Genomic DNA, 17640 nt, shown 5'->3' on the forward strand with positions numbered 1-17640 from the left:
AATGGCCATGCCCACCAACATCGGCATCATCGACTGCATGCTCGGCATTCCCGATGCCGAGGACCGCGCCGAATGGTTCGCGCCGTTCCGTCCGCTGATCAAGGACAAGCAGACGCTGGGCCAGTTCGCCATGCCCGCGCAGTACATGTTCAAGGACATCCCGCAGTCGGGCAAGCAGGACGACTACCTCGCCTGGACCGTCGCGCAGATGGACAAGCACAACGTCGAGAAGGCCCTCGTCGGCTGGAACGAGAACGAAACCTCGTACCGCGCCAAGGAGCTCTACCCCGACCGCTTCTTCTTCGACCTGCCGGTCAACCCCAACAACGGCACCGAGGAAGTCCGCCGGATCAAGCGCATCCACGCCGAAGTCGGCCTCTCCGCCGTCTCGGTCTTCCCCTCGGGTACGCTCCCGCAGGTGGCGATCAACCACAAGTACATGTGGCCGATCTACTCCGCCTGCGAGGAACTCGGCCTGCCGATCCTGCTCAACGTCGGCATTCCCGGCCCGCGCATCCCGATGGAGACGCAGAAGGTCGAGCATCTCGACGAGGTCTGCTGGTTCTTCCCCGAACTCAAGGTGGTGATGCGCCACGGCGCCGAGCCGTGGGAAGCGCTCGCGGTCAAACTCATGCTCAAGTGGCCGAACCTCTACTATTCGACCAGCGCCTTCGCGCCCAAGCACTACCCCAAGGCGATCATCGACTACGCCAACACGCGTGGCGCCGACAAGGTGATCTACGCCGGGTACTTCCCGATGGGCCTCAGCCTCGATCGCATCATGTCCGACATGCAGAACGTTCCGTTCAAGGACGAGGTGTGGCCCAAGTTCCTCCGCGAAAACGCGATGAAGGTCTTCGGGCTTTAGGTCGTGCGCCTGACCATCCCCACCGCACTGCGTCACCCTGAACTCGTTTCAGGGTCCATCTCTCGACACAAGCGGCGGCCTGATCGGCAAAATGGATCCTGAAACAAGTTCAGGATGACGATGAGTTTGAACGGACCGTCAAAGTCCGAACCGCAATCCCAGGGAGCCGGGAAGTCTGCTCCTACCGCAGGAAAGTGCCGTCGCGGAGACAACCCCCGCCACGGCGATTCAGGAGTGAAAACATGAGCGATCCAGTGGCCACAGATGCCCGCACCGCTCCCGTCGCGGTCTGGCAGATTCTCGAAAAGCTCAAGGGCCAGGACCTGATCGACTGGCGCACCGCGCCGGTTCCGGGCCGCGCCTCGGTGGCAGAGCGCAACCTCGACATCGGCTTCCCGCTTGGCTGGTATCCGGTCGACCTTTCCGCCAGCCTCGCCGTGGGCGAGGTCAAGCCGCTGCGCTATTTCTCGCAGGACCTGGCGATGTGGCGCGGCGAGGACGGCAAGGTCCGCGTGATCGACGCCTACTGCAAGCACTTGGGCGCCCACATGGGCCATGGCGGCAAGGTTTCGGGCAACCTGCTCGAATGCCCGTTCCACGCCTGGCGCTATGATGGCGAGGAAGGGACCGTGAAGGAGATCCCCTACTCGAAGTCGATCCCGCCGCAGGTCAAGCGCAAGTGCACCCGCACCTGGCACGTCACCGAAGCCAACCGCTGGATCTGGGTGTGGTATCACCCCGAGGACGCCGCGCCGCTGTTCGACGTCGTCCACCTGCCCGAGGCGACCGACCCGGAGTGGACCGACTACGACATCTACGAATGGAACGTCTACGGTTCCATCCAGAACATGGCCGAGAACGGCGTCGACGTTGCCCACTTCAAGTACATCCACGGCACCGCCAACGTGCCGCTGGGCGATCTGCGCTGGGGCGAATGGGGCCGCGGGGCCGACGTGAAGGCCAAGATGGGCACGCCGTGGGGCGAGGTCGACGGCCAGATCAGCTATGACACGATGGGCCCAGGGCAAAGCTGGACGCGCTTCACCGGCATTTCCGAAACCCTGCTCGTCGCCTGCCTCACCCCGGTCGAGCTCGATCACGTCCACGTCCGCTTCTGCTTCACCCAGCCCAAGGCCCAGGCCGAAGGCGAACGGGCAGGCGTCGCCCGCGCGATCATCCGCGACATCTGCAAGCAGTTCGATCAGGACAAGGTCATCTGGGACCGCCAGAAGTTCGAACCCAACGCCCTGATCTGCGAGGGCGACGGCCCGATCGCGCAGTTCCGCAAGTACTATTCGCGGTACTACGTGAAGTGATGAAAACGACCAGACGGGAAGCCCTCGCTGGCGGAATTGCGCTTGCCGCAACCGCCGGCCTCGCAACTGAATCCAAAGCGAAAGCGGGAAGCATGAACGACGTGCTCGATACCCATGACTCCCTCGGGCTTGCCGCGCTGGTCAAGGCGCGCAAGGTCTCGCCCACCGAACTGCTCGAAGCAGCCATCGGCCGGGCCGAGGCCTTGAACCCGCGCTTCAACTTCATGGCGCAGAAGCACTACGACTACGCCCGCAAGGCCCTTGCGGCGGGCCTGCCGCAAGGTCCGTTCAGCGGCGTGCCGTGGCTGCTCAAGGACCTCAACACCTACATCGCCGGCGAAGTCACTGAAAACGGCAGCCGCCTCTACAAGGGCCAGCGCGCCAGCGTGACCTCGGAACTGGTGCGCCGGATCGAGCGCGCCGGCTTCGTCATCTTCGGCAAGACCACCACGCCCGAATTCGGCCTCACCGGCACGACCGAAAGCGTGCTGAAGGGCCCCACGCGCAATCCGTGGAACCCTGAGCGCATCGCGGGCGGCTCGTCCGGCGGCGCGGCGGCTGCCGTGGCGGCAGGCGTGATCCCTGCAGCCCATGCCACCGACGGCGGCGGCTCGATCCGCATTCCGGCGTCGGCCTGCGGCCTGTTCGGCCTCAAGCCCTCGCGCGGTCGCGTGCCGATGGGCCCTGCCCGCACCGAAGGATGGGGCGGCATGTCGGTCCACCACGCGGTCAGCCGCACCGTGCGCGATTCCGCCGCGATCCTCGATGCGACCCATGGGCTGGAAGCAGGCTCGCGCTACAGCGCCCCGACGCCGGAGCGGCCCTACCTGCAAGAAGTCGACCGCGATCCGGGCAAGCTCCGCATCGCACTGATGCTCAGCCCCTACTCCGGCGCCCCGGTCGATCCCGAAGTGGTCGAAGCCACGCGCGCGGCGGCAAGGCTGCTCGAAGGCCTCGGCCACCATGTCGAGGAAGCGGCGCCGAAGATCGACATGGCCGTGATCGGCGCCAGCAGCTTCGCGCTGATGGCCTCCTCGGTTGCTGCCGACTGCATCGACCGCGCCAAGGCGCTGGGCATCGAACTCGGCCCCGACGTGGTCGAGCGTACCACGCTCGACATGATCGCCATGGGCAAGAGCTACACCGGCATGGACTTCGCGCGCGGCAACAACGCCTATCAGGCCGCCGCCGTGACCATCGCGCAGTTCATGGAACGCTACGACGTGATCCTCTCGCCCACCCTCTCCGCGCCGCCGCTGCCGCTTGGCCACATCGGCCTCGATACCGGGCGCAGCATGATGGACTGGGGCCGCGAGGTCGGCACTTTCACCGCGTTCACCGGCATCTACAACGGCACCGGCCAGCCCTCGATGTCGCTGCCGCTTGCCATGTCGAAGGACGGCCTGCCCATCGGCGTGATGGTCACCGGCCGCTTCGGCGATGAAGGCCTCCTCTTCCGCCTCGCCGGACAGGTGGAGAAGGCCGCGCCCTGGGCAGGACGACGGGCGAAGGTCTGACCTTCGCCCCTAGAGCGCCAACATTGAGAAACCGACCTCCGGGGAATTGCATCTTTTGCAAACCCGTCAGGTTCGGAAACCCTCCCCGCTGCGACTAAGGCGCACCAGCAGTGCGCCAAGTCTCGCTCCCCTCCCTCAAGGGAGGGGCGGGGGTGGGTTTACGATGGTTGTGCTTACAAAAGACATTAGCGCCAACACACAGGCCAGATCACTCAGGCCCCAATCACTCAGGCCCCGTCATCGTCCTCGATGACGGCAGGCCGGGTGATCTTGGCCATGCGCGAATTGTACTTGGCCGTGCGCACCGCGATCGAGGTTTCGACGTGGTGCACCCCCTCGATCGCCAGGATCTGGTCCGAGGCGAGTTCGACCAGCGTGTCGAGTTCCTCGATCAGGCAGATCGCGGTGATGTTGAGCTGGCCCATGGTGATCAGCACCGCGTTGATCCCCGGCGTATCCGCCACGGCCTGCGCCACTTCGCGCACGCGGTGGACATCGGCCTTGATGTTGATGAAGGCGAGGCGCGCGCGCTGGCCCACATCGAAGCCGGTGATCGCGGTGAAGGCAATCAGCCCCTCCTGCTGCAACCGCTTGATCCGCCCGCGCACGGTGCCCTCGGTCACCCCGAGGGCCACCGCGATCTTGCGGTTGGACACGCGCGCATCGCTCGACAGCATCTCGATCAGCTGACGGTCGGTGGCGTCGAGCGTGGGCGCGGCCATTGGCGGGCGGTCCCTCAGGCCCCGGCGAGCTCGCGCACGGCATCTGCCGCGCCGCGCATGGCGCCTTCGATATAGCCGACGCCGTTGGCATCGCCCACCGCGCGGACATCGAACCCGGCCGCGCGTAGGCTCTCGGCCAGCGACAGGTCGCCCTCGGCTCCCTTGGCGACGATGACGTTGCCCGCCGGCACGCTCACCTGCTCGCCCGCGATGTTGGTGAAGCTCACGCTGTCCTTGCCGATGACGATGTTGCTCGCCCCGCCGTGCAGGCCGACGCCGTGTTCGGCCAGTTCCGACATGATCCGCATGCGGCGCACCAGCGTCAGCCCCTTGCCCAACCGCGGCGCTTCCTCGATCACGTTGACGGTGCGCCCGCGCTCGCTGAGGAATTCGGCGAGTTCGAGGCCGACCAGCTCGCCACCGATGATCGTCACGCTGTCGGCCAGCGGCATCCACGCATGCGTCGCCTTGCGCACCAGCGCGAGGTTGGCGGTCGCCCCGGTCGCCGCGCCGACCTTGGTGGCCAGCCGCGTGAACAGCCCGGTCTTGCGCTTCAGTTCGGCGCTGTCCTCGCCCAGCATCATGCCGCGCATGTCATCGCCCGAATAGACGTGGTCCTGATCGTTGCCGGGGATCGAAGGCATCCCGCGCACCGCCCCGCTCGCCACGATCACCGCCTCGGCCCCGATCGAGCGCAGCAGTTCGGGCGTCGCCAGCGTCGAAAGCTTCACCTCCACGCCCGCTTCGGCCACTTCGCGCTTGAGCCATTCCAGCACGCGCTCGTTGGGTTCATAGGCCAGGCTGGCAAAGCGCAGCGTGCCGCCCAGCCGGTCCGATTTCTCGATCAGCGTCACCTTGTGGCCCAGCGCCGCCAGCCTGCGCGCCGATTCCATGCCGCCGGGGCCGCCGCCGACCACCGCGAACTTGCGCGGTGACGTGGCAGGCTTGACCGCGCCCTTGAATTCCAGCCCGAGATCCGGGTTCACCGCACAGCGCGCGCTCTCGCCCATGTAGATCGCGCTGACGCAGGTGTAGCAATAGACGCAAGGGCGCACCTTGTCCGGCTCGCCCTGGGTCAGCTTCCTCGGCAGGTGCGGATCGGCGAGCAACTTGCGGCCCATCGAAACGAAGTCCGCCTCGCCCTTGCCGATCGTCGCCTCGGCGGTATCCACCTCGATGCGCCCAGCCCCGATCACCGGGATCGAGACCACCTCGCGGATCGCCTTGGCGGCGGGGAGGTTCCAGTCCTCGATGTGCGGGATGTTCGATTCCGAATGGAGCTTGCCCACGGCGGTATCGTGGTACGCCGTCACTGCAATCGCATCGACGCCCGCCGCCTCGACCAGCTTGGCCGCTTCCTTGGCGAGTTCCAGCGTGATGCCGCCGGGCTTGCCCACTTCGCGCGAATCGAGCTTGATCCACACCGGGAAGTCCTTGCCCACTTCGGCGCGGATCGCGCGGATCACGTCGCAGGTCAGGCGCAGGCGGTTCTCGGTGCTGCCGCCGTACTGGTCGGTGCGGGTGTTGGTATAGGGCGAGGTGAACGAGGACAGCAGGTAGCCGTGCCCGCCGTGGATCTCCACGCCGTCAAAGCCCGCTTCCTTGGCCCGCCGCGCCCCTTGCGCGAACTGGCTGACGGCAAGATCGATGTCCTCCTGCGTCAGCACGTGCAGCTCCGGCATCTTCATGCCCGCCAGCGCCTGCAGCTCCTCCATCAGGAAGTAGTCGATGAAGCTGCCCTTGGGCGCGGGCGGCACCGCCGGGCCCCACAGCTTGTGGCCCCAGCGGTTGAACGAATAGCCTGCCACGAACCCGCCATGATGCAGCTGCGCGGCAATCTTGGCGCCGTGCTTGTGCACGCGGTCGGTCATTTCCTTCAGCTTGGGAATGAAGCGGTCATCCGAGATCGCGGTCTGCCCCATGGCCACCGCGCCGACCGGCCAGGCCACGCCCGCCACGCCCGAGACGATCAGCCCGACGCCGCCCTTGGCCTGCTCCTCGTGGTAGGCCATGATCCGCTCGCCCACGGTGCCGTCGTCTTCCGACATGCTCACCCCCATCGCGGCCACGGCGATGCGGTTGCGGGTCTCCATCGTGCCGATGCGGCCCGGCGAAAGCAGGTGGGGGTAGCGGTTCGAGGTCATTCGGGCAGCTCCGTGCTACCGGAGCGAGAAGCGAGGCACCGCAATGCGCGCCTTACCCTTCACCCCCGGTGTTTATCGCTTATTGCGTAATCCATGATCGATTGAATTACGATTTTCAAGGGGAATAGCCATAGGGCTGGCGCGAACTTCGCAAAACCTATCCACCCAGCGACGCAAGCAGCGCCACCAGCTGCGCCTGCCGCCGCACCCCGGTCTTGGCGAAGACCGCGCGCAACTGCACTTTGGCGGTGTTGTGCGCGATGCCCAGCGCCCTTGCCGCTTCGACCAGGCTCATCCCCTCGCCCAGCACCGCGGCAAGGCGCGCCTCGGCCATGGTCAGCCCGAGCAGGTCGCGAAGGCCCTGCGGGTCGCGACGGGTCTCCGGCCCCGATTGGCGATTCGGCCGCGCCAGGAACAGCGCCAGCGCCCCCGCGCCCGAATGGATCGCGCTCAATTCCACCGGCCTTGCCGTGACGACGAGATCGCCATGCACGGGCCGCTCGATGCGAAAGCGGGTGAGCGGGCCGGACGAGGCATCGGCGAGGACTTCGCCCACCAGTTTCTGATGCGCGCCATCGGCAAAGGCCAGCTCCTCGCCCCGCCTGCGCAGCCCTTCGTCCTCGGCCATCAGGCTTTCGGCCAGCGCATTGCTGCTGACGATGCGGCGATTTCGGTCGAGCACCAGCAGGGCGAGCCCCAGCCCTTGCGCGGTCGCATGGAACATGCCGTGTTCGGCCCCGGCAAACTGCAGCTTCTCGAACAGGGTCACGGCGATGCGCAGGTGCTGCGCCAGCGCCTGCAGCCGCGCCCGCTCCTCGCGCGTGAAATCGGGCAGCGAATTGTGACGGCTGACGCGGAAGCGGGCCTCGTAGCGCCCTTCGTCCGGCCTTCCGCCCGCACTCCCGCCAAAGTGCAGGTCGATCCCCAGCACCTGATCGAACCCGCTGCGCGCCATCGCCTCGCGATAAGTGGCAAAGGCATCCGGCGACAGCCCGTCCATGAACTCGGCATAGGACGTCACCACGCCGTCGGGCAGGCCCTGGAACGGGTCCTCGGCAAACAGCGTCTCGGTGTAGGCGGCATCGAATTCGGCATCCGATCCCGGCGTCAGGAACGTGGCGGGCTGGCGCTTGCCGGGAGCGGTGATGATCAGCGTGGCAAAGCTCGCGTCCATCCACCGCGCCAGCGCCTCGAGGAACGCGCGCCACGGCGGAGTCTCGCCGACACCGGCATAGAGCCGGGCCAGAACATCGGAAAATCCGTTATCGATCGCGCCACCGCCCATCGCACCAGCATAGGCAAGCGAAGGGCAATCCGACAACTGCGATGGCGCAGCCATGGCGAATTGCGCCATACCGTGGACCGAAGGGGTTTGAACCTTTGCATTTGCGTAACTCGAGGTCTATAACATAGCGCAAACGTTGCATGCAGTCCGGATTCGCCCCAGGTTCGCGGATCACCGGAACGAGGGGAGCCAGATTGACCGAGACCACGCCACCGCTCGACGCCCGTCTCAAGCGCGTGCTGCGCTTCATGCCGGCACCGCTCGGCATCGTCACCAGCTTCGATCCCGAAAGCGGCGATCCGGTCGGCCTCGCCATGTCGGCGCTGATGCCGGTGTGCCTCGATCCCCCGGCCATGGCGATCTGCGTCAACCGTTCGGGCAGCGCGCACGATGCGATGATGCGCGCCGGGCGCTTCTGCATCAACCTGCTGCAGGCCGGACAGGACGGCCACGTCGCGCCTTTCGCCGATCCCGCCGCGCGCGGGACGCGGTTCAAGCAGGACGACTGGCGCCAGCACGTCCACCACGCGCATGCCAAAGAATCTCTCAGGGGCGTCTGGTACATCGACAACGCCCCCGCCGCGATCTTCTGCACGATCCGCGAGTCCGTCAGCTTCGGCACGCACGACCTGCTGGTGGGCGAGGTCGACGACCTGATCACCTCGGGCAGCGACGACATCCTCGGCTGGGCCAACGGCTCGCTCTACCGGCCCGCTCCCCTTTCCTGAAAGCACGACCCATGACCGACGCATCTCTCCTCGCCCGCATCGACCGGCTGGAATCGCTCGACGCGATCCGCCAGCTGCCCGCCAAGTATTCGCTCGCGCTCGACATGCGCGATGGCGATGCCTGGGTGAACCTGTTCCCCGAGGACGTCCGCGTCGGCGGCGGAAAAAGCGGGCGCAAGGCCCTGCGCGACTGGTTCGACGAGACCCACTCGATGCAGTTCGACGGCACCAGCCACCACATCGGCGGCCACATCATCGATTTCGACGATCCCGACCATGCGCAGGGCGTGGTCTATTCCAAGAACGAGCACGAATGCGGCGCCGAATGGGTGCTGATGCAGATGATGTACTTCGACCAGTACGAGCGCATCGACGGTCGCTGGTACTTCCGCCGCCGCCTGCCGCTCTACTGGTACGCCAGCGACATCAACAAGTCGCCGGTCGGTGACCGCAAGATGCGCTGGCCCGGCGTGCCGCCCTATCACGGCAGCTTCCATGACCTGTTCCCGAGCTGGAAGACCTACTGGGCGCGCAATGGCCAGCCGCACGACGGCCCGGTCGAACCCGCCGCCCCGCTCGAGAAGTTCATCGAGACGATGCGTCGTGGCGCCCCCCTGCCCAAGCCCCGCGTGCGGAGCTGATCCGGATGGCCGACGTCTTCTCGCCCGTCCGCATTGGCGATCTCGAATTGCGCAACCGCGTGGTCATGGCCCCGATGACGCGCGACCGCGCCGGACCGCATGACGAGCCGACCGACCTCATGGTCGAATACTACCGCCAGCGCGCCTCGGCGGGCCTTATCGTCACCGAAGGCACCCAGCCCTCGCCCAATGGCAAGGGCTACTGGCGCACGCCGGGGATTCATTCGCGCGAGCAGGTCGCAGGCTGGCGCAAGGTGGCCGATGCGGTCCATGGGCAAGGCGGCCTCATCGCCATGCAGCTGATGCACGTCGGCCGCGCCGCTGTCCGCGCCAACAAGGCGGACGATGCCGAAACCGTTGCCCCCAGCGCGATCCCCTGCCCCGATCCAATCCCCGGACCCGATGGCGTCCCCGTCGCCACCGAAATGCCCCGCGCCCTGGCAGCGCACGAGATCCCCGGCGTCATCGCCGAATACGTCGCCGCCGCGCGCAATGCCCGCGCCGCCGGGATCGACGCGGTCGAGCTGCACTGCGCCTCCGGCTACCTGCCGATGCAGTTCCTCTCCTCCAACTCCAACCAGCGCGAGGACGCCTATGGCGGCAGCGCGGCAAACCGCGTCCGCTTCGTGGTCGAGACGCTTTCCGCCCTTGCCGCAGCCATCGGCCCGGGCCGCGTCGGTTTTCGCATCTGCCCCGGCGTCACCTTCAACGGCATGGCCGATGCCGACCCTGCCGAGACCTACGCCACGCTGCTTAAGGCCGTGGACGGCATGGGCCTTGCCTACTGCCACCTGATCCACATTCCCAATGCGGGCTTCGACTCGCTGGAACTCGTTCGCGCCAACTGGTCCGGCCCGGTGATCGAAAACTGCGGCCTCACGCTCGACAAGGCCAATGCCGTGATCGGCGAAGGCAAGGCCGAGGCCGTCTCGTTCGGCTACGCCTATATCGCCAACCCCGATCTGGTTGAGCGCTTCCGCTCCGGCGCAGCCCTCGCCAAGGGCGACCGCACCACCTTCTACACCGGCCACGGCGACGACGCGCGCGGCTATACCGACTACCCCTTCGCGGGCTGAGAGGAACCGATGGCAGGACTGATCAAGGGGCGCAGCGCGCTCGTCACCGGCGGCGGACAAGGCGTCGGCCAGGGCATCGCCCGCGCACTCGCCGCTGAAGGCGCAGACGTGATGATCGCCCAGCGCAATCTCGATGCCGCCGAGGCCGAAGCCGCCCACTTGCGCGAGGCATACGGCGTCAACGCCATCGCCCGTCAGGTCGACGTGACCGCGCGCGGCGAGGTTGATGCCATGATCGAGGCCTGCGCCGCCGCGTTCGGGCGGCTCGACATTCTCGTCAACAATGCCGGCGGCAGCTTCCCCAAGCGCTTCGAGAACCACACCGACGAGGACATGGAAGGCGCCTTCCTGCTCAACTACTGGTCGGCGTTCTGGGCCATGCGCGCCGCCTTCCCGCTGATGAAGGCGCAGAAGTATGGGCGGATCATCAACCTCGGCTCATTGAACGGCGTCAACGCGCACATGTTCACCGTAGCCTATAACGCCAGCAAGGAAGCGGTGCGCGCGTTGACCCGCACTGCTGCGGTCGAATGGGGCACCCACGGCATCACCGCCAACGTCATCTGCCCCTCGGCCCTGAGCCCCGCCGCGCGCGACTATTTCGACGCGAACCCGGAAATGGCGCAGGCGATCCTCGGCCAGGTCCCGGTCGGGCGCTTCGGGCAAGCCGCTGCCGACATTGGCCCGGTCGCACTGTTCCTCGCCAGCGAGGCATCGAGCTACATGACCGGCAACACGCTCTACGTCGATGGCGGCGGACACATCAACGGCGTCGCCTGGCGGCCTGAAGTAGAGGCCTGAAATAGAGGAATGCGCAGATGAAGCGACTGGAAGGAAAGCGCGCGGTCGTCACCGGCGGCGCACAGGGCATCGGCGCGGCCATCGCGCGGCGTCTTGCCGATGAAGGCGCCGTCGTCGCCGTGCTCGATCTCTCCGCAGAGAAGGCGGACGAAGTCCTGGGCGCGCCGCATATCGGCGTCGCTTGCGACGTTTCGGACACGGCCTCGGTCGATGCCGCCTTCGCGCAAGTGGCGCAAAGGCTCGGCGGCGTCGACGTGCTGGTCAACAATGCCGGCATCGGCAGCGCGCCCGGCGATGGCATGGCCGAATACTACGCCGGACAAGCGGCGCGCGCCGGCGGCGACGAGACCGCCTTTGCCGACCAGACCATCCACTGCGCCGACGAAGGCTGGAGCCGCGTCCTCGCGGTCACGCTCGACGGCGCGTTCCGCTGCAGCCGCGCCGCCGTGCGGATCATGTCCGAGCAAGGCACCGGCGGTTCCATCGTCAACATCGGCTCAACCGCCGCGCTCGCCGGGAATGGCCCGGTGCCCTATGTCACCGCCAAGGCCGCCGTCCTCGGCATGACCCGCGCCATGGCGCGCGAGCTGGCCCCGCGCGGCATCCGCGTCAACGCGGTCAATCCGGGCGCGACCGAAACCCCGATCTACGCGCCCCTGCCCGAGGAAGTGAAAGCCGCCGTCGCTGCCGACAGCGTGATGAACCGCCTCGCCCAGCCGGAGGAAGTGACCGGCGCGGTCGCCTATCTCGCCAGCGACGATGCCAGCTTCGCCACTGGCAGCACGATCAACGTCAACGGCGGCGCCTGGTTCAGTTGAGGATCTAGAACCCGCTGAAGTGGCCGCTCGGCTGATCGCTCACCCCGGCATCGCCACTTCGCACGATGTCGGGCAGAAGCAGGAGGCAGGCGGCGACATTGATCGCCACCGCCAGCTTGAACGCGGCCATGACGGCGCGGTTGTGGCGCGCAGGTGCGGGCGCGGATGTGTCGGGGCGTTTGCCGTGATGGCGGTCGTAAAGGCTGGCCAAGGCAGTGGATCCGGAAGAACGGGACGCGCAAGTGTCGACGCCCTGAAACTCCGATCCAAGCCTTTGGTTCCCAACAAATTTTTCAGATCTCCCGTTCCAATCCGGAACGGTGCCGGTCAGCGCGAGAGCAGCTTCGCGCGCAGCGACGAAATCTCGTGCCGGGTCAGGCCGAGCCCCTTGGCAACGTAGCCGTCGAACGAGCCGTAGCTGCGCTCGACCTCGGCAAAGGCCGCCTCGATATAGGCGGGCTTCACCGTCAGGACCGGTTCGAGAAACGCCGGATCGAGCGTGCTGCGCGACTTGGCCAGGCCCGACAGGATCGCGGCATTCTTCGCGGCCAGCCGTTCGTTGCTCAGCAGATAGTCCTGCATGATCGTCTCGCGCGGCACGCCCAGCAGCGAAAGCACCACCGCCGTCGCCCAGCCGGTGCGGTCCTTGCCCGCGGTGCAGTGATAGACCACCGGCCCGTCCGCCGCGATCATCAGCCGCACCAGCTCGGCATAGGATTTCCGCGCGCTCGGCAGGGTGACAAATTCGCGGTTCGCCTCCACCAGCAGCGCCTCGCCCTTGCCCTGCGCGATCTGCGCCATGGCCAGGCGCATGTCGCCGCCGAGCGACTGCGTGCTGTCCGCCGCGACATTGAGCACGACATAGCGCGCGCCCGCCGGCAGGCGATCAGGCTCGCGCGTCCGCTCGGTCTGCGTGCGCAAGTCGGCAATGGCGGCAGGATGCAGCGCCGCGATCGCGGCAAGGTCGGCCTCGCTCAACAGGTTCATCTGGTCCGAGCGCCAGACCAGACCGCGCCGCACCTTGTGCCCATCGCGCGTGCGATAGCCGCCGATGTCGCGGAAGTTGGGCGCGGTGGCGAGGTGCAGCGAAGCCGCCACTTCGCCGCTCGCCACGGCCTGCGCAACGGCAAGTTGCGGCGCGCCGCCCGTCAGCGCGGCAACCAGTGCCGCCAGGACAATCACACCGCTCCGCTGCCGCATCGCTCAACTCCTCACAGGAACAGATCCGTGTTCTCGCCGCCCATCAGCATGTTGCCATAGTTGCGCCCAAAGCCGACCGGGTTGTTGGCGACATGGGCGCGTGACATGCGCACGTCGTGCCACAAGTCCTGGAAGGCGCTGCCGGTATAGACCGAGCGACCGCCCGCCACGTCCATCAGCAGGTCCATCGCCTCGATGCAGCGGTCGGCGACAAGGCTCGCCTGATAGCGATAGCGCACGCGCTCGAGCATCGAGGGGCGCCAGTCGTTCGCTTCCATCTCGTCATAGGCGCGCACCATCACCGCCGCCGCCTCGTCGGCAAGGTTGGCGGCGCGGGCGACGCGGCCCAGCACGTCCGGGTCGGCGTTGCTCTTGGTCATGTCCGTTGTCGACATGCCGACGCGCTCGGCCATGAGCTTGATGGCGTGGCGCACCGCGCCGATCGCGCTGGTGTTGACCACGCGGATGAACACCTGCGCCCACGGCATGTCATAGATGCCGGGCCCCTGATGATGCACGCCGTGGAAGCCGTCCATCTGCTTGTGGGTCATGTGGTCGGGCACGAACACTGGCTCGTCGATCACGATGTCGTTCGATCCGGTGCCCTGCAGGCCCATGGTAAACCAGGTGTCGTCGATGCGGTACTGCGTGTTGGGCACGAGGAAGGTGCGATAGCCCTCTTCGGCAATGACCCCTCCCAGCAGCACCCAGTTGCAATGCGCCGACCCGCTCGACCAGCCCCAGCGGCCCGAGAGCATCACCCCGCCATCGACCTTCTGCGTCTTCGCGCCGACCGGGTTGTACGAACTGGAGATCATCGCGTCGGGGCCATCGGCGAAGATCGTGTCCTGCGCCGCCTTGTCCATCATCGCGATCTGGTAGTTGTGGACCGCAACGATGCCCAGCGCCCAGGCCGTGCTCATGTCCCGCTCGGCAATGGCGATCTGGTCGAGGAAGAAGTCCTGCGGACGACCGGCATTACCGCCGTACTGCTTGGGCGTGAAGTGGCGGAAGAAGCCGTCGGCGGTCAGCGCATCGACCACCGGTTGCGCAATGCGCCGCGCGGCCCGGCCTTCGGCGGCATGGGCTGCCACCAGATCAAGGGTGGACGCGGAAATGGCCATCTAGATTCTCCCCAAAACTTCCAGCGGCTTGCCCCGAGCCAAGCCGTGCGCACGGGCGGGATTTGTTTTCTCCGCAAATGCAGCATCTCCCAGACTCATACTGCCTTATTCGTCAGTTTGTAGCAGGAAAATCACGCAATGCCCAAAATGACAGGGGAAAGTTCGGGATTACGCGGATTTTTTCCGCCGAACCACCGACAGCGGAGGCCAATTCGCAATCAATCACGCATTGATTCGTATTATTGAAGCTTCAAAATTACGCATTGGATTGACAAACACCCCTGATTCGCAGCAGATGCGCGAAAGCGATGGCGTGGGGACAGGAGAGACCCGGATGGCACAGGATTCGATACAGCAAGACTTCTTGGGCCAGGTGGCCGTGGTCACCGGCGGCAGCGACGGCATCGGCCTCGCCACCGCGAAACTGCTGAGCCAACGCGGCGCCATGGTCGTGATCTGCGCCCGCCGCGAGGACAAGCTCGAAGCCGCCCGCGCCGAAATCGCCGCGGTCGGCAAGGTCGAGGCGGTCAAGCTCGACGTGTCCGACGATGCCGCCTTCACCGCGCTGATCGAGGACGTGGCAGCGCGCCATGGCCGGCTCGACATGCTGGTCAACAACGCCATGTCGGTCCACTACGCCCCCATCGCCAAGCTGACGCTGGAACACTGGCGCAAGGACTTTGCCGTCAATGCCGATGCCGTGTTCGTCGGCACCAAGGCGGCGATGAAGGTCATGGCGAAGCAGGATCTCGAAGGTCGCCAGCGCGGCTCGATCGTCAACATCGCCTCGACCTGCGGGATCAAGGCTCTGGCCAACATGGCAAGCTATTCGGCCTCGAAGGCGGCACTGGTCCACTTCACCGCCGCCGCCGCGATGGAAGGCGCCCCGCTCGGCATCCGCATCAACGCGATCGTGCCGGGCCAGGTGCAGACCGCCGCCACGCAGGACTTCGAAAGCAAGGCGCCCGACTTTGCCGCCGCCACGACCAGGGCGATCCCGATGCAGCGCGGTGGCGAGCCTGACGAACTGGCCGAGGCCATCGTCTTCATGCTCTCGCGCAAGGCCAGCTACATCACCGGCACCGCCCTGCCCGTCGATGGCGGCAAGGCCGCGCAACTCTACATGCCGGGTTGACATGAAGCTTGGATTTTCCGCCGCCGACGAGGCGTTCCGCGCCGAATGTGCCGACTGGCTGCAGGGCCAGATGGCGGGCGAGTTCCGTGACATCAAGGGCATTACCCAGCTCACCGCCATGCCCGAACGGCGGCGCGAGTGGGAGCAGCAGCTGGGCGAGCACCGCTGGGGCTGCATCGGCTGGCCGACGCAGTGGGGCGGGCGCGATGCCAGCCTCGCACAGCAGGTGATCTTCGCCGAGGAATATGCCCGCGCCGGGGTTCCGGGGCGCATCAACCATATCGGCGTGGAACTCGCCGGCCCGACCATCCTCACCTTCGGCACCGACGAGCAGAAGCGCCGCTTCCTGCCCGACATTGCCGCCGGCCGCACGATCTTCTGCCAGGGCTTTTCCGAACCCAACGCCGGATCGGACCTCGGCAGCGTCCGCACCAAGGGGCGGCTCGAGAACGGCGAATGGGTCGTCGATGGCCAGAAGATCTGGACAAGCCTTGCCCACATCTCCGACTGGATCTTCGTCGTCACCCGCACCGAGGAAGGCTCGCAAGGCCCCAAGGGCCTGACCTTCCTGATGATGCCGCTCGACCAGCCCGGCATCGAGGTGCGCCCGATCCGCCAGATCAATGGCGACGCTGAATTCAACGAGACCTTCTTCACCGAGGCGCGCTGCCCCGCCGACAGCCTGATCGGCGCGCCCGGCGAAGGCTGGAAGATCGCGATGGGCCTGCTGGCGTTCGAGCGCGGCGTCTCCACCCTCGGCCAGCAGATGGGCTTCCGCAACGAGCTGGACGAAATCATCAAGGCGGCCAAGGAAACCGGCAAGGACAGCGATCCCGTCATCCGCCAGCGCATCGCCAGCGCCGAGATCGGCTTGCGGCTGATGCGCTATGGCGCATTGCGGATGCTGTCGCATACCGATCATTCGAGCATCGACGGCGCGGCGCTGACCTACAAGATCCAGTGGGCCTCGTGGCGCCGCCGCCTCGGCGAACTGGCGATGGACGTGCTCGGCCAGGCAGGCGAAGTGGCGGAAGGTGCGTCCTACGAATGGGACGTCCTGCCCAACCTCTTCCTGTTCAGCCGCGCCGACACGATCTACGGCGGCACCAACCAGATCCAGCGCAACCTCGTCGCCGAACGCGGGCTGGGCCTGCCAAGGGAGCCGCGCGGGTAAGCGCACACTTGCCCCGCTGCGTAGCGCGCTCTAGGCTGGTTTGCGCAAACGGGGGTACGCATTTGGCCGAGGACAAGCCGACGACACGCCGATCAAAGGGGCTTGCGCTCGACGATATCGACTTGCGCATCATCGAGGTGCTCAAGCGCGATGGCCGCGCGCAGTCGACAGTCATCGGCGAGGAACTGGGGCTGACCGGCAATCTCGTTGCCAACCGCATCCGCGCGATGGACGCCGCAGGGCTGATGCGCGTCGTCGCGCTCGCCGATTTCCGCGTCCACGGCTATCGCCTGCTCGCCCGCATCCGCCTTCAGGTCAGCGGCCGCGCCCCGCTCGAAGTGGCGCAGGAACTGGCGGAGCGCGAGCATGTCCTCTCGGTCCACATCACCTCGGGCCGCTATCCGGTCAGCTGCCTCTATGCCTTCCACGCCGCGCGCGAGATGATCGAGGCGGCGCGCGACGTTTCCGCCGGAATCGCCGGGGTGGAGGACGTCGACGTCGAACTGCTCAACACCGTCTACCGCTACAACACCGCCGTCGGGCCGCTCGCGGCATGATCGACCAGTTCCCCCAGACCGACGACCTCGATCGCCAGATCGCCGAGGCGCTCGCCGACGATGCGCGCCTGTCGTTCCGCAAGATCGCCGCAGACCTCGGCGTGACCGAGGGCACCGTGCGCGGGCGGGTCAAGCGGCTGCAGAACGCGGGCCTGCTCAAGCTCGTCCCCATCGTCGACATCGCGCGCGGGATGGACGCCACCAACGCCGGGCAGCACATGATGTTCGTCACGGTGAAATGCGCCAGCGGCAAGCTCGATGCCGTGCGCGAGGGCCTGCTCGCCCTGCCCCAGGTCCGCGCGCTCTACGATGCCAACGCCGCGCTGCGCCTGATTGCGGTCTGCGTCCTGCCCAGCCTCGATGAAGCGGCGGCAGTGACCAACCAGGTCCTCGCTCTCGACGGCATCCGCGAGGCCGAGACCGAGCTGGTCCTGCAGACGGTGAAGTACAACGCGGCCATCGGCCCCATCGCCACGGTCGAGGACCTGCGCGGCCTCGACAGCGTGGACGAAGGCTGAGTGGAGGAGGGCTGAG

Annotated in this window: 18 protein-coding genes; 12 read left to right on the forward strand and 6 right to left on the reverse strand. The window is 66.7% G+C overall.

The features are described 5' to 3' along the window. Position 1 precedes the first annotated feature (1 nt). The 3 genes from I2488_RS02465 (at position 2) to I2488_RS02475 (ending at position 3701) form a co-directional block, all read left to right on the forward strand. Positions 2–868: an amidohydrolase family protein gene (locus I2488_RS02465; protein WP_062345230.1), complete on the forward strand. Its 867-nt coding sequence runs from the start codon at positions 2–4 to the stop codon at positions 866–868. A gap of 242 nt (positions 869–1110) precedes the next feature. Further along, complete coding sequence (locus tag I2488_RS02470) at positions 1111–2184, forward strand: Rieske 2Fe-2S domain-containing protein (RefSeq protein ID WP_196274209.1); 1074 nt, start codon at positions 1111–1113, stop codon at positions 2182–2184. 92 nt (positions 2185–2276) lie between these two features. Continuing rightward, positions 2277–3701, forward strand: coding sequence for an amidase (locus I2488_RS02475; RefSeq protein WP_246465420.1), 1425 nt, complete (start codon positions 2277–2279; stop codon positions 3699–3701). Between the two features lie 227 nt (positions 3702–3928). Here I2488_RS02475 and I2488_RS02480 read toward each other — a convergent pair whose 3' ends face one another. The 3 genes from I2488_RS02480 to I2488_RS02490 all read right to left on the reverse strand — a co-directional run bounded on the left by I2488_RS02480 (position 3929) and on the right by I2488_RS02490 (position 7906). Beyond that, the gene (locus I2488_RS02480) at positions 3929–4423 is read right to left on the reverse strand and encodes an Lrp/AsnC family transcriptional regulator (RefSeq protein WP_196274211.1); all 495 of its coding nucleotides are present in this window, start codon (positions 4421–4423) and stop codon (positions 3929–3931) included. Positions 4424–4437: 14 nt separating this feature from the next. Beyond that, positions 4438–6567 (reverse strand): oxidoreductase, encoded by a 2130-nt coding sequence (locus tag I2488_RS02485; RefSeq protein ID WP_196274212.1) that lies wholly within the window; start codon positions 6565–6567, stop codon positions 4438–4440. A gap of 157 nt (positions 6568–6724) precedes the next feature. Then, positions 6725–7906: a helix-turn-helix transcriptional regulator gene (locus I2488_RS02490; RefSeq protein ID WP_246465421.1), complete on the reverse strand. Its 1182-nt coding sequence runs from the start codon at positions 7904–7906 to the stop codon at positions 6725–6727. Between the two features lie 140 nt (positions 7907–8046). Between I2488_RS02490 and I2488_RS02495 the strand changes: the two genes are divergently transcribed. From I2488_RS02495 to I2488_RS02515, 5 genes are read left to right on the forward strand one after another with little or no spacing between them, the layout of a single operon-like run. Beyond that, entirely contained in the window at positions 8047–8580 is a 534-nt protein-coding gene (locus I2488_RS02495) for a flavin reductase family protein (protein ID WP_196274213.1), read from the forward strand. Positions 8581–8591: 11 nt separating this feature from the next. Further along, entirely contained in the window at positions 8592–9221 is a 630-nt protein-coding gene (locus I2488_RS02500; RefSeq protein ID WP_196274214.1) for a nuclear transport factor 2 family protein, read from the forward strand. A gap of 5 nt (positions 9222–9226) precedes the next feature. Next, on the forward strand, positions 9227–10297 hold the full coding sequence (locus I2488_RS02505) for an alkene reductase (protein ID WP_196274215.1): 1071 nt from the start codon (positions 9227–9229) through the stop codon (positions 10295–10297). A gap of 9 nt (positions 10298–10306) precedes the next feature. Beyond that, complete coding sequence (locus I2488_RS02510; RefSeq protein ID WP_196274216.1) at positions 10307–11098, forward strand: SDR family NAD(P)-dependent oxidoreductase; 792 nt, start codon at positions 10307–10309, stop codon at positions 11096–11098. 17 nt (positions 11099–11115) lie between these two features. After that, a complete protein-coding gene (locus tag I2488_RS02515; protein WP_196274217.1) occupies positions 11116–11916 on the forward strand; it encodes an SDR family NAD(P)-dependent oxidoreductase in 801 nt (266 codons plus the stop codon). A gap of 4 nt (positions 11917–11920) precedes the next feature. Here the strand turns inward: I2488_RS02515 and I2488_RS02520 are convergent, their stop codons facing one another. The 3 genes from I2488_RS02520 to I2488_RS02530 form a co-directional block, all read right to left on the reverse strand. After that, the gene (locus tag I2488_RS02520) at positions 11921–12127 is read right to left on the reverse strand and encodes a hypothetical protein (protein ID WP_196274218.1); all 207 of its coding nucleotides are present in this window, start codon (positions 12125–12127) and stop codon (positions 11921–11923) included. A 116-nt stretch (positions 12128–12243) separates the two neighbouring features. Beyond that, positions 12244–13116 carry a tyrosine-protein phosphatase gene (locus I2488_RS02525; RefSeq protein WP_196274219.1) on the reverse strand — a complete coding sequence of 291 codons (873 nt, stop codon included), beginning with the start codon at positions 13114–13116 and terminating at the stop codon, positions 12244–12246. Positions 13117–13127: 11 nt separating this feature from the next. Then, positions 13128–14240, reverse strand: coding sequence for an acyl-CoA dehydrogenase family protein (locus tag I2488_RS02530; RefSeq protein WP_196274220.1), 1113 nt, complete (start codon positions 14238–14240; stop codon positions 13128–13130). 334 nt (positions 14241–14574) lie between these two features. Between I2488_RS02530 and I2488_RS02535 the strand changes: the two genes are divergently transcribed. From I2488_RS02535 to I2488_RS02550, 4 genes are all read left to right on the forward strand, one after another. Then, positions 14575–15375, forward strand: coding sequence for an SDR family NAD(P)-dependent oxidoreductase (locus I2488_RS02535; protein WP_196274221.1), 801 nt, complete (start codon positions 14575–14577; stop codon positions 15373–15375). Position 15376: 1 nt separating this feature from the next. Then, positions 15377–16549: an acyl-CoA dehydrogenase family protein gene (locus tag I2488_RS02540; RefSeq protein ID WP_196274222.1), complete on the forward strand. Its 1173-nt coding sequence runs from the start codon at positions 15377–15379 to the stop codon at positions 16547–16549. Positions 16550–16611: 62 nt separating this feature from the next. Then, positions 16612–17106, forward strand: a complete 495-nt coding sequence (locus tag I2488_RS02545) for an Lrp/AsnC family transcriptional regulator (RefSeq protein ID WP_196274223.1) — start codon at positions 16612–16614, stop codon at positions 17104–17106. Then, entirely contained in the window at positions 17103–17624 is a 522-nt protein-coding gene (locus I2488_RS02550; RefSeq protein ID WP_196274224.1) for an Lrp/AsnC family transcriptional regulator, read from the forward strand. Before I2488_RS02545 ends, I2488_RS02550 begins: the two co-directional genes overlap by 4 nt. The last annotated feature ends 16 nt before the right edge of the window (positions 17625–17640 follow it).

Source organism: Novosphingobium jiangmenense (genome assembly GCF_015694345.1).
Taxonomy (GTDB): domain Bacteria; phylum Pseudomonadota; class Alphaproteobacteria; order Sphingomonadales; family Sphingomonadaceae; genus Novosphingobium; species Novosphingobium jiangmenense.

What these genes read in the sequence shown, in the direction of transcription:
- I2488_RS02465 (WP_062345230.1), top strand. Translation starts at nt 2, where the DNA reads ATGGCCATGCCCACCAACATCGGCATCATCGACTGCATGCTCGGCATT.
- I2488_RS02470 (WP_196274209.1), top strand. Translation starts at nt 1,111, where the DNA reads ATGAGCGATCCAGTGGCCACAGATGCCCGCACCGCTCCCGTCGCGGTC.
- I2488_RS02475 (WP_246465420.1), top strand. Translation starts at nt 2,277, where the DNA reads ATGAACGACGTGCTCGATACCCATGACTCCCTCGGGCTTGCCGCGCTG.
- I2488_RS02480 (WP_196274211.1), bottom strand. Translation starts at nt 4,423, where the DNA reads ATGGCCGCGCCCACGCTCGACGCCACCGACCGTCAGCTGATCGAGATG.
- I2488_RS02485 (WP_196274212.1), bottom strand. Translation starts at nt 6,567, where the DNA reads ATGACCTCGAACCGCTACCCCCACCTGCTTTCGCCGGGCCGCATCGGC.
- I2488_RS02490 (WP_246465421.1), bottom strand. Translation starts at nt 7,906, where the DNA reads ATGGCTGCGCCATCGCAGTTGTCGGATTGCCCTTCGCTTGCCTATGCT.
- I2488_RS02500 (WP_196274214.1), top strand. Translation starts at nt 8,592, where the DNA reads ATGACCGACGCATCTCTCCTCGCCCGCATCGACCGGCTGGAATCGCTC.
- I2488_RS02505 (WP_196274215.1), top strand. Translation starts at nt 9,227, where the DNA reads ATGGCCGACGTCTTCTCGCCCGTCCGCATTGGCGATCTCGAATTGCGC.
- I2488_RS02510 (WP_196274216.1), top strand. Translation starts at nt 10,307, where the DNA reads ATGGCAGGACTGATCAAGGGGCGCAGCGCGCTCGTCACCGGCGGCGGA.
- I2488_RS02515 (WP_196274217.1), top strand. Translation starts at nt 11,116, where the DNA reads ATGAAGCGACTGGAAGGAAAGCGCGCGGTCGTCACCGGCGGCGCACAG.
- I2488_RS02525 (WP_196274219.1), bottom strand. Translation starts at nt 13,116, where the DNA reads ATGCGGCAGCGGAGCGGTGTGATTGTCCTGGCGGCACTGGTTGCCGCG.
- I2488_RS02530 (WP_196274220.1), bottom strand. Translation starts at nt 14,240, where the DNA reads ATGGCCATTTCCGCGTCCACCCTTGATCTGGTGGCAGCCCATGCCGCC.
- I2488_RS02535 (WP_196274221.1), top strand. Translation starts at nt 14,575, where the DNA reads ATGGCACAGGATTCGATACAGCAAGACTTCTTGGGCCAGGTGGCCGTG.
- I2488_RS02540 (WP_196274222.1), top strand. Translation starts at nt 15,377, where the DNA reads ATGAAGCTTGGATTTTCCGCCGCCGACGAGGCGTTCCGCGCCGAATGT.
- I2488_RS02550 (WP_196274224.1), top strand. Translation starts at nt 17,103, where the DNA reads ATGATCGACCAGTTCCCCCAGACCGACGACCTCGATCGCCAGATCGCC.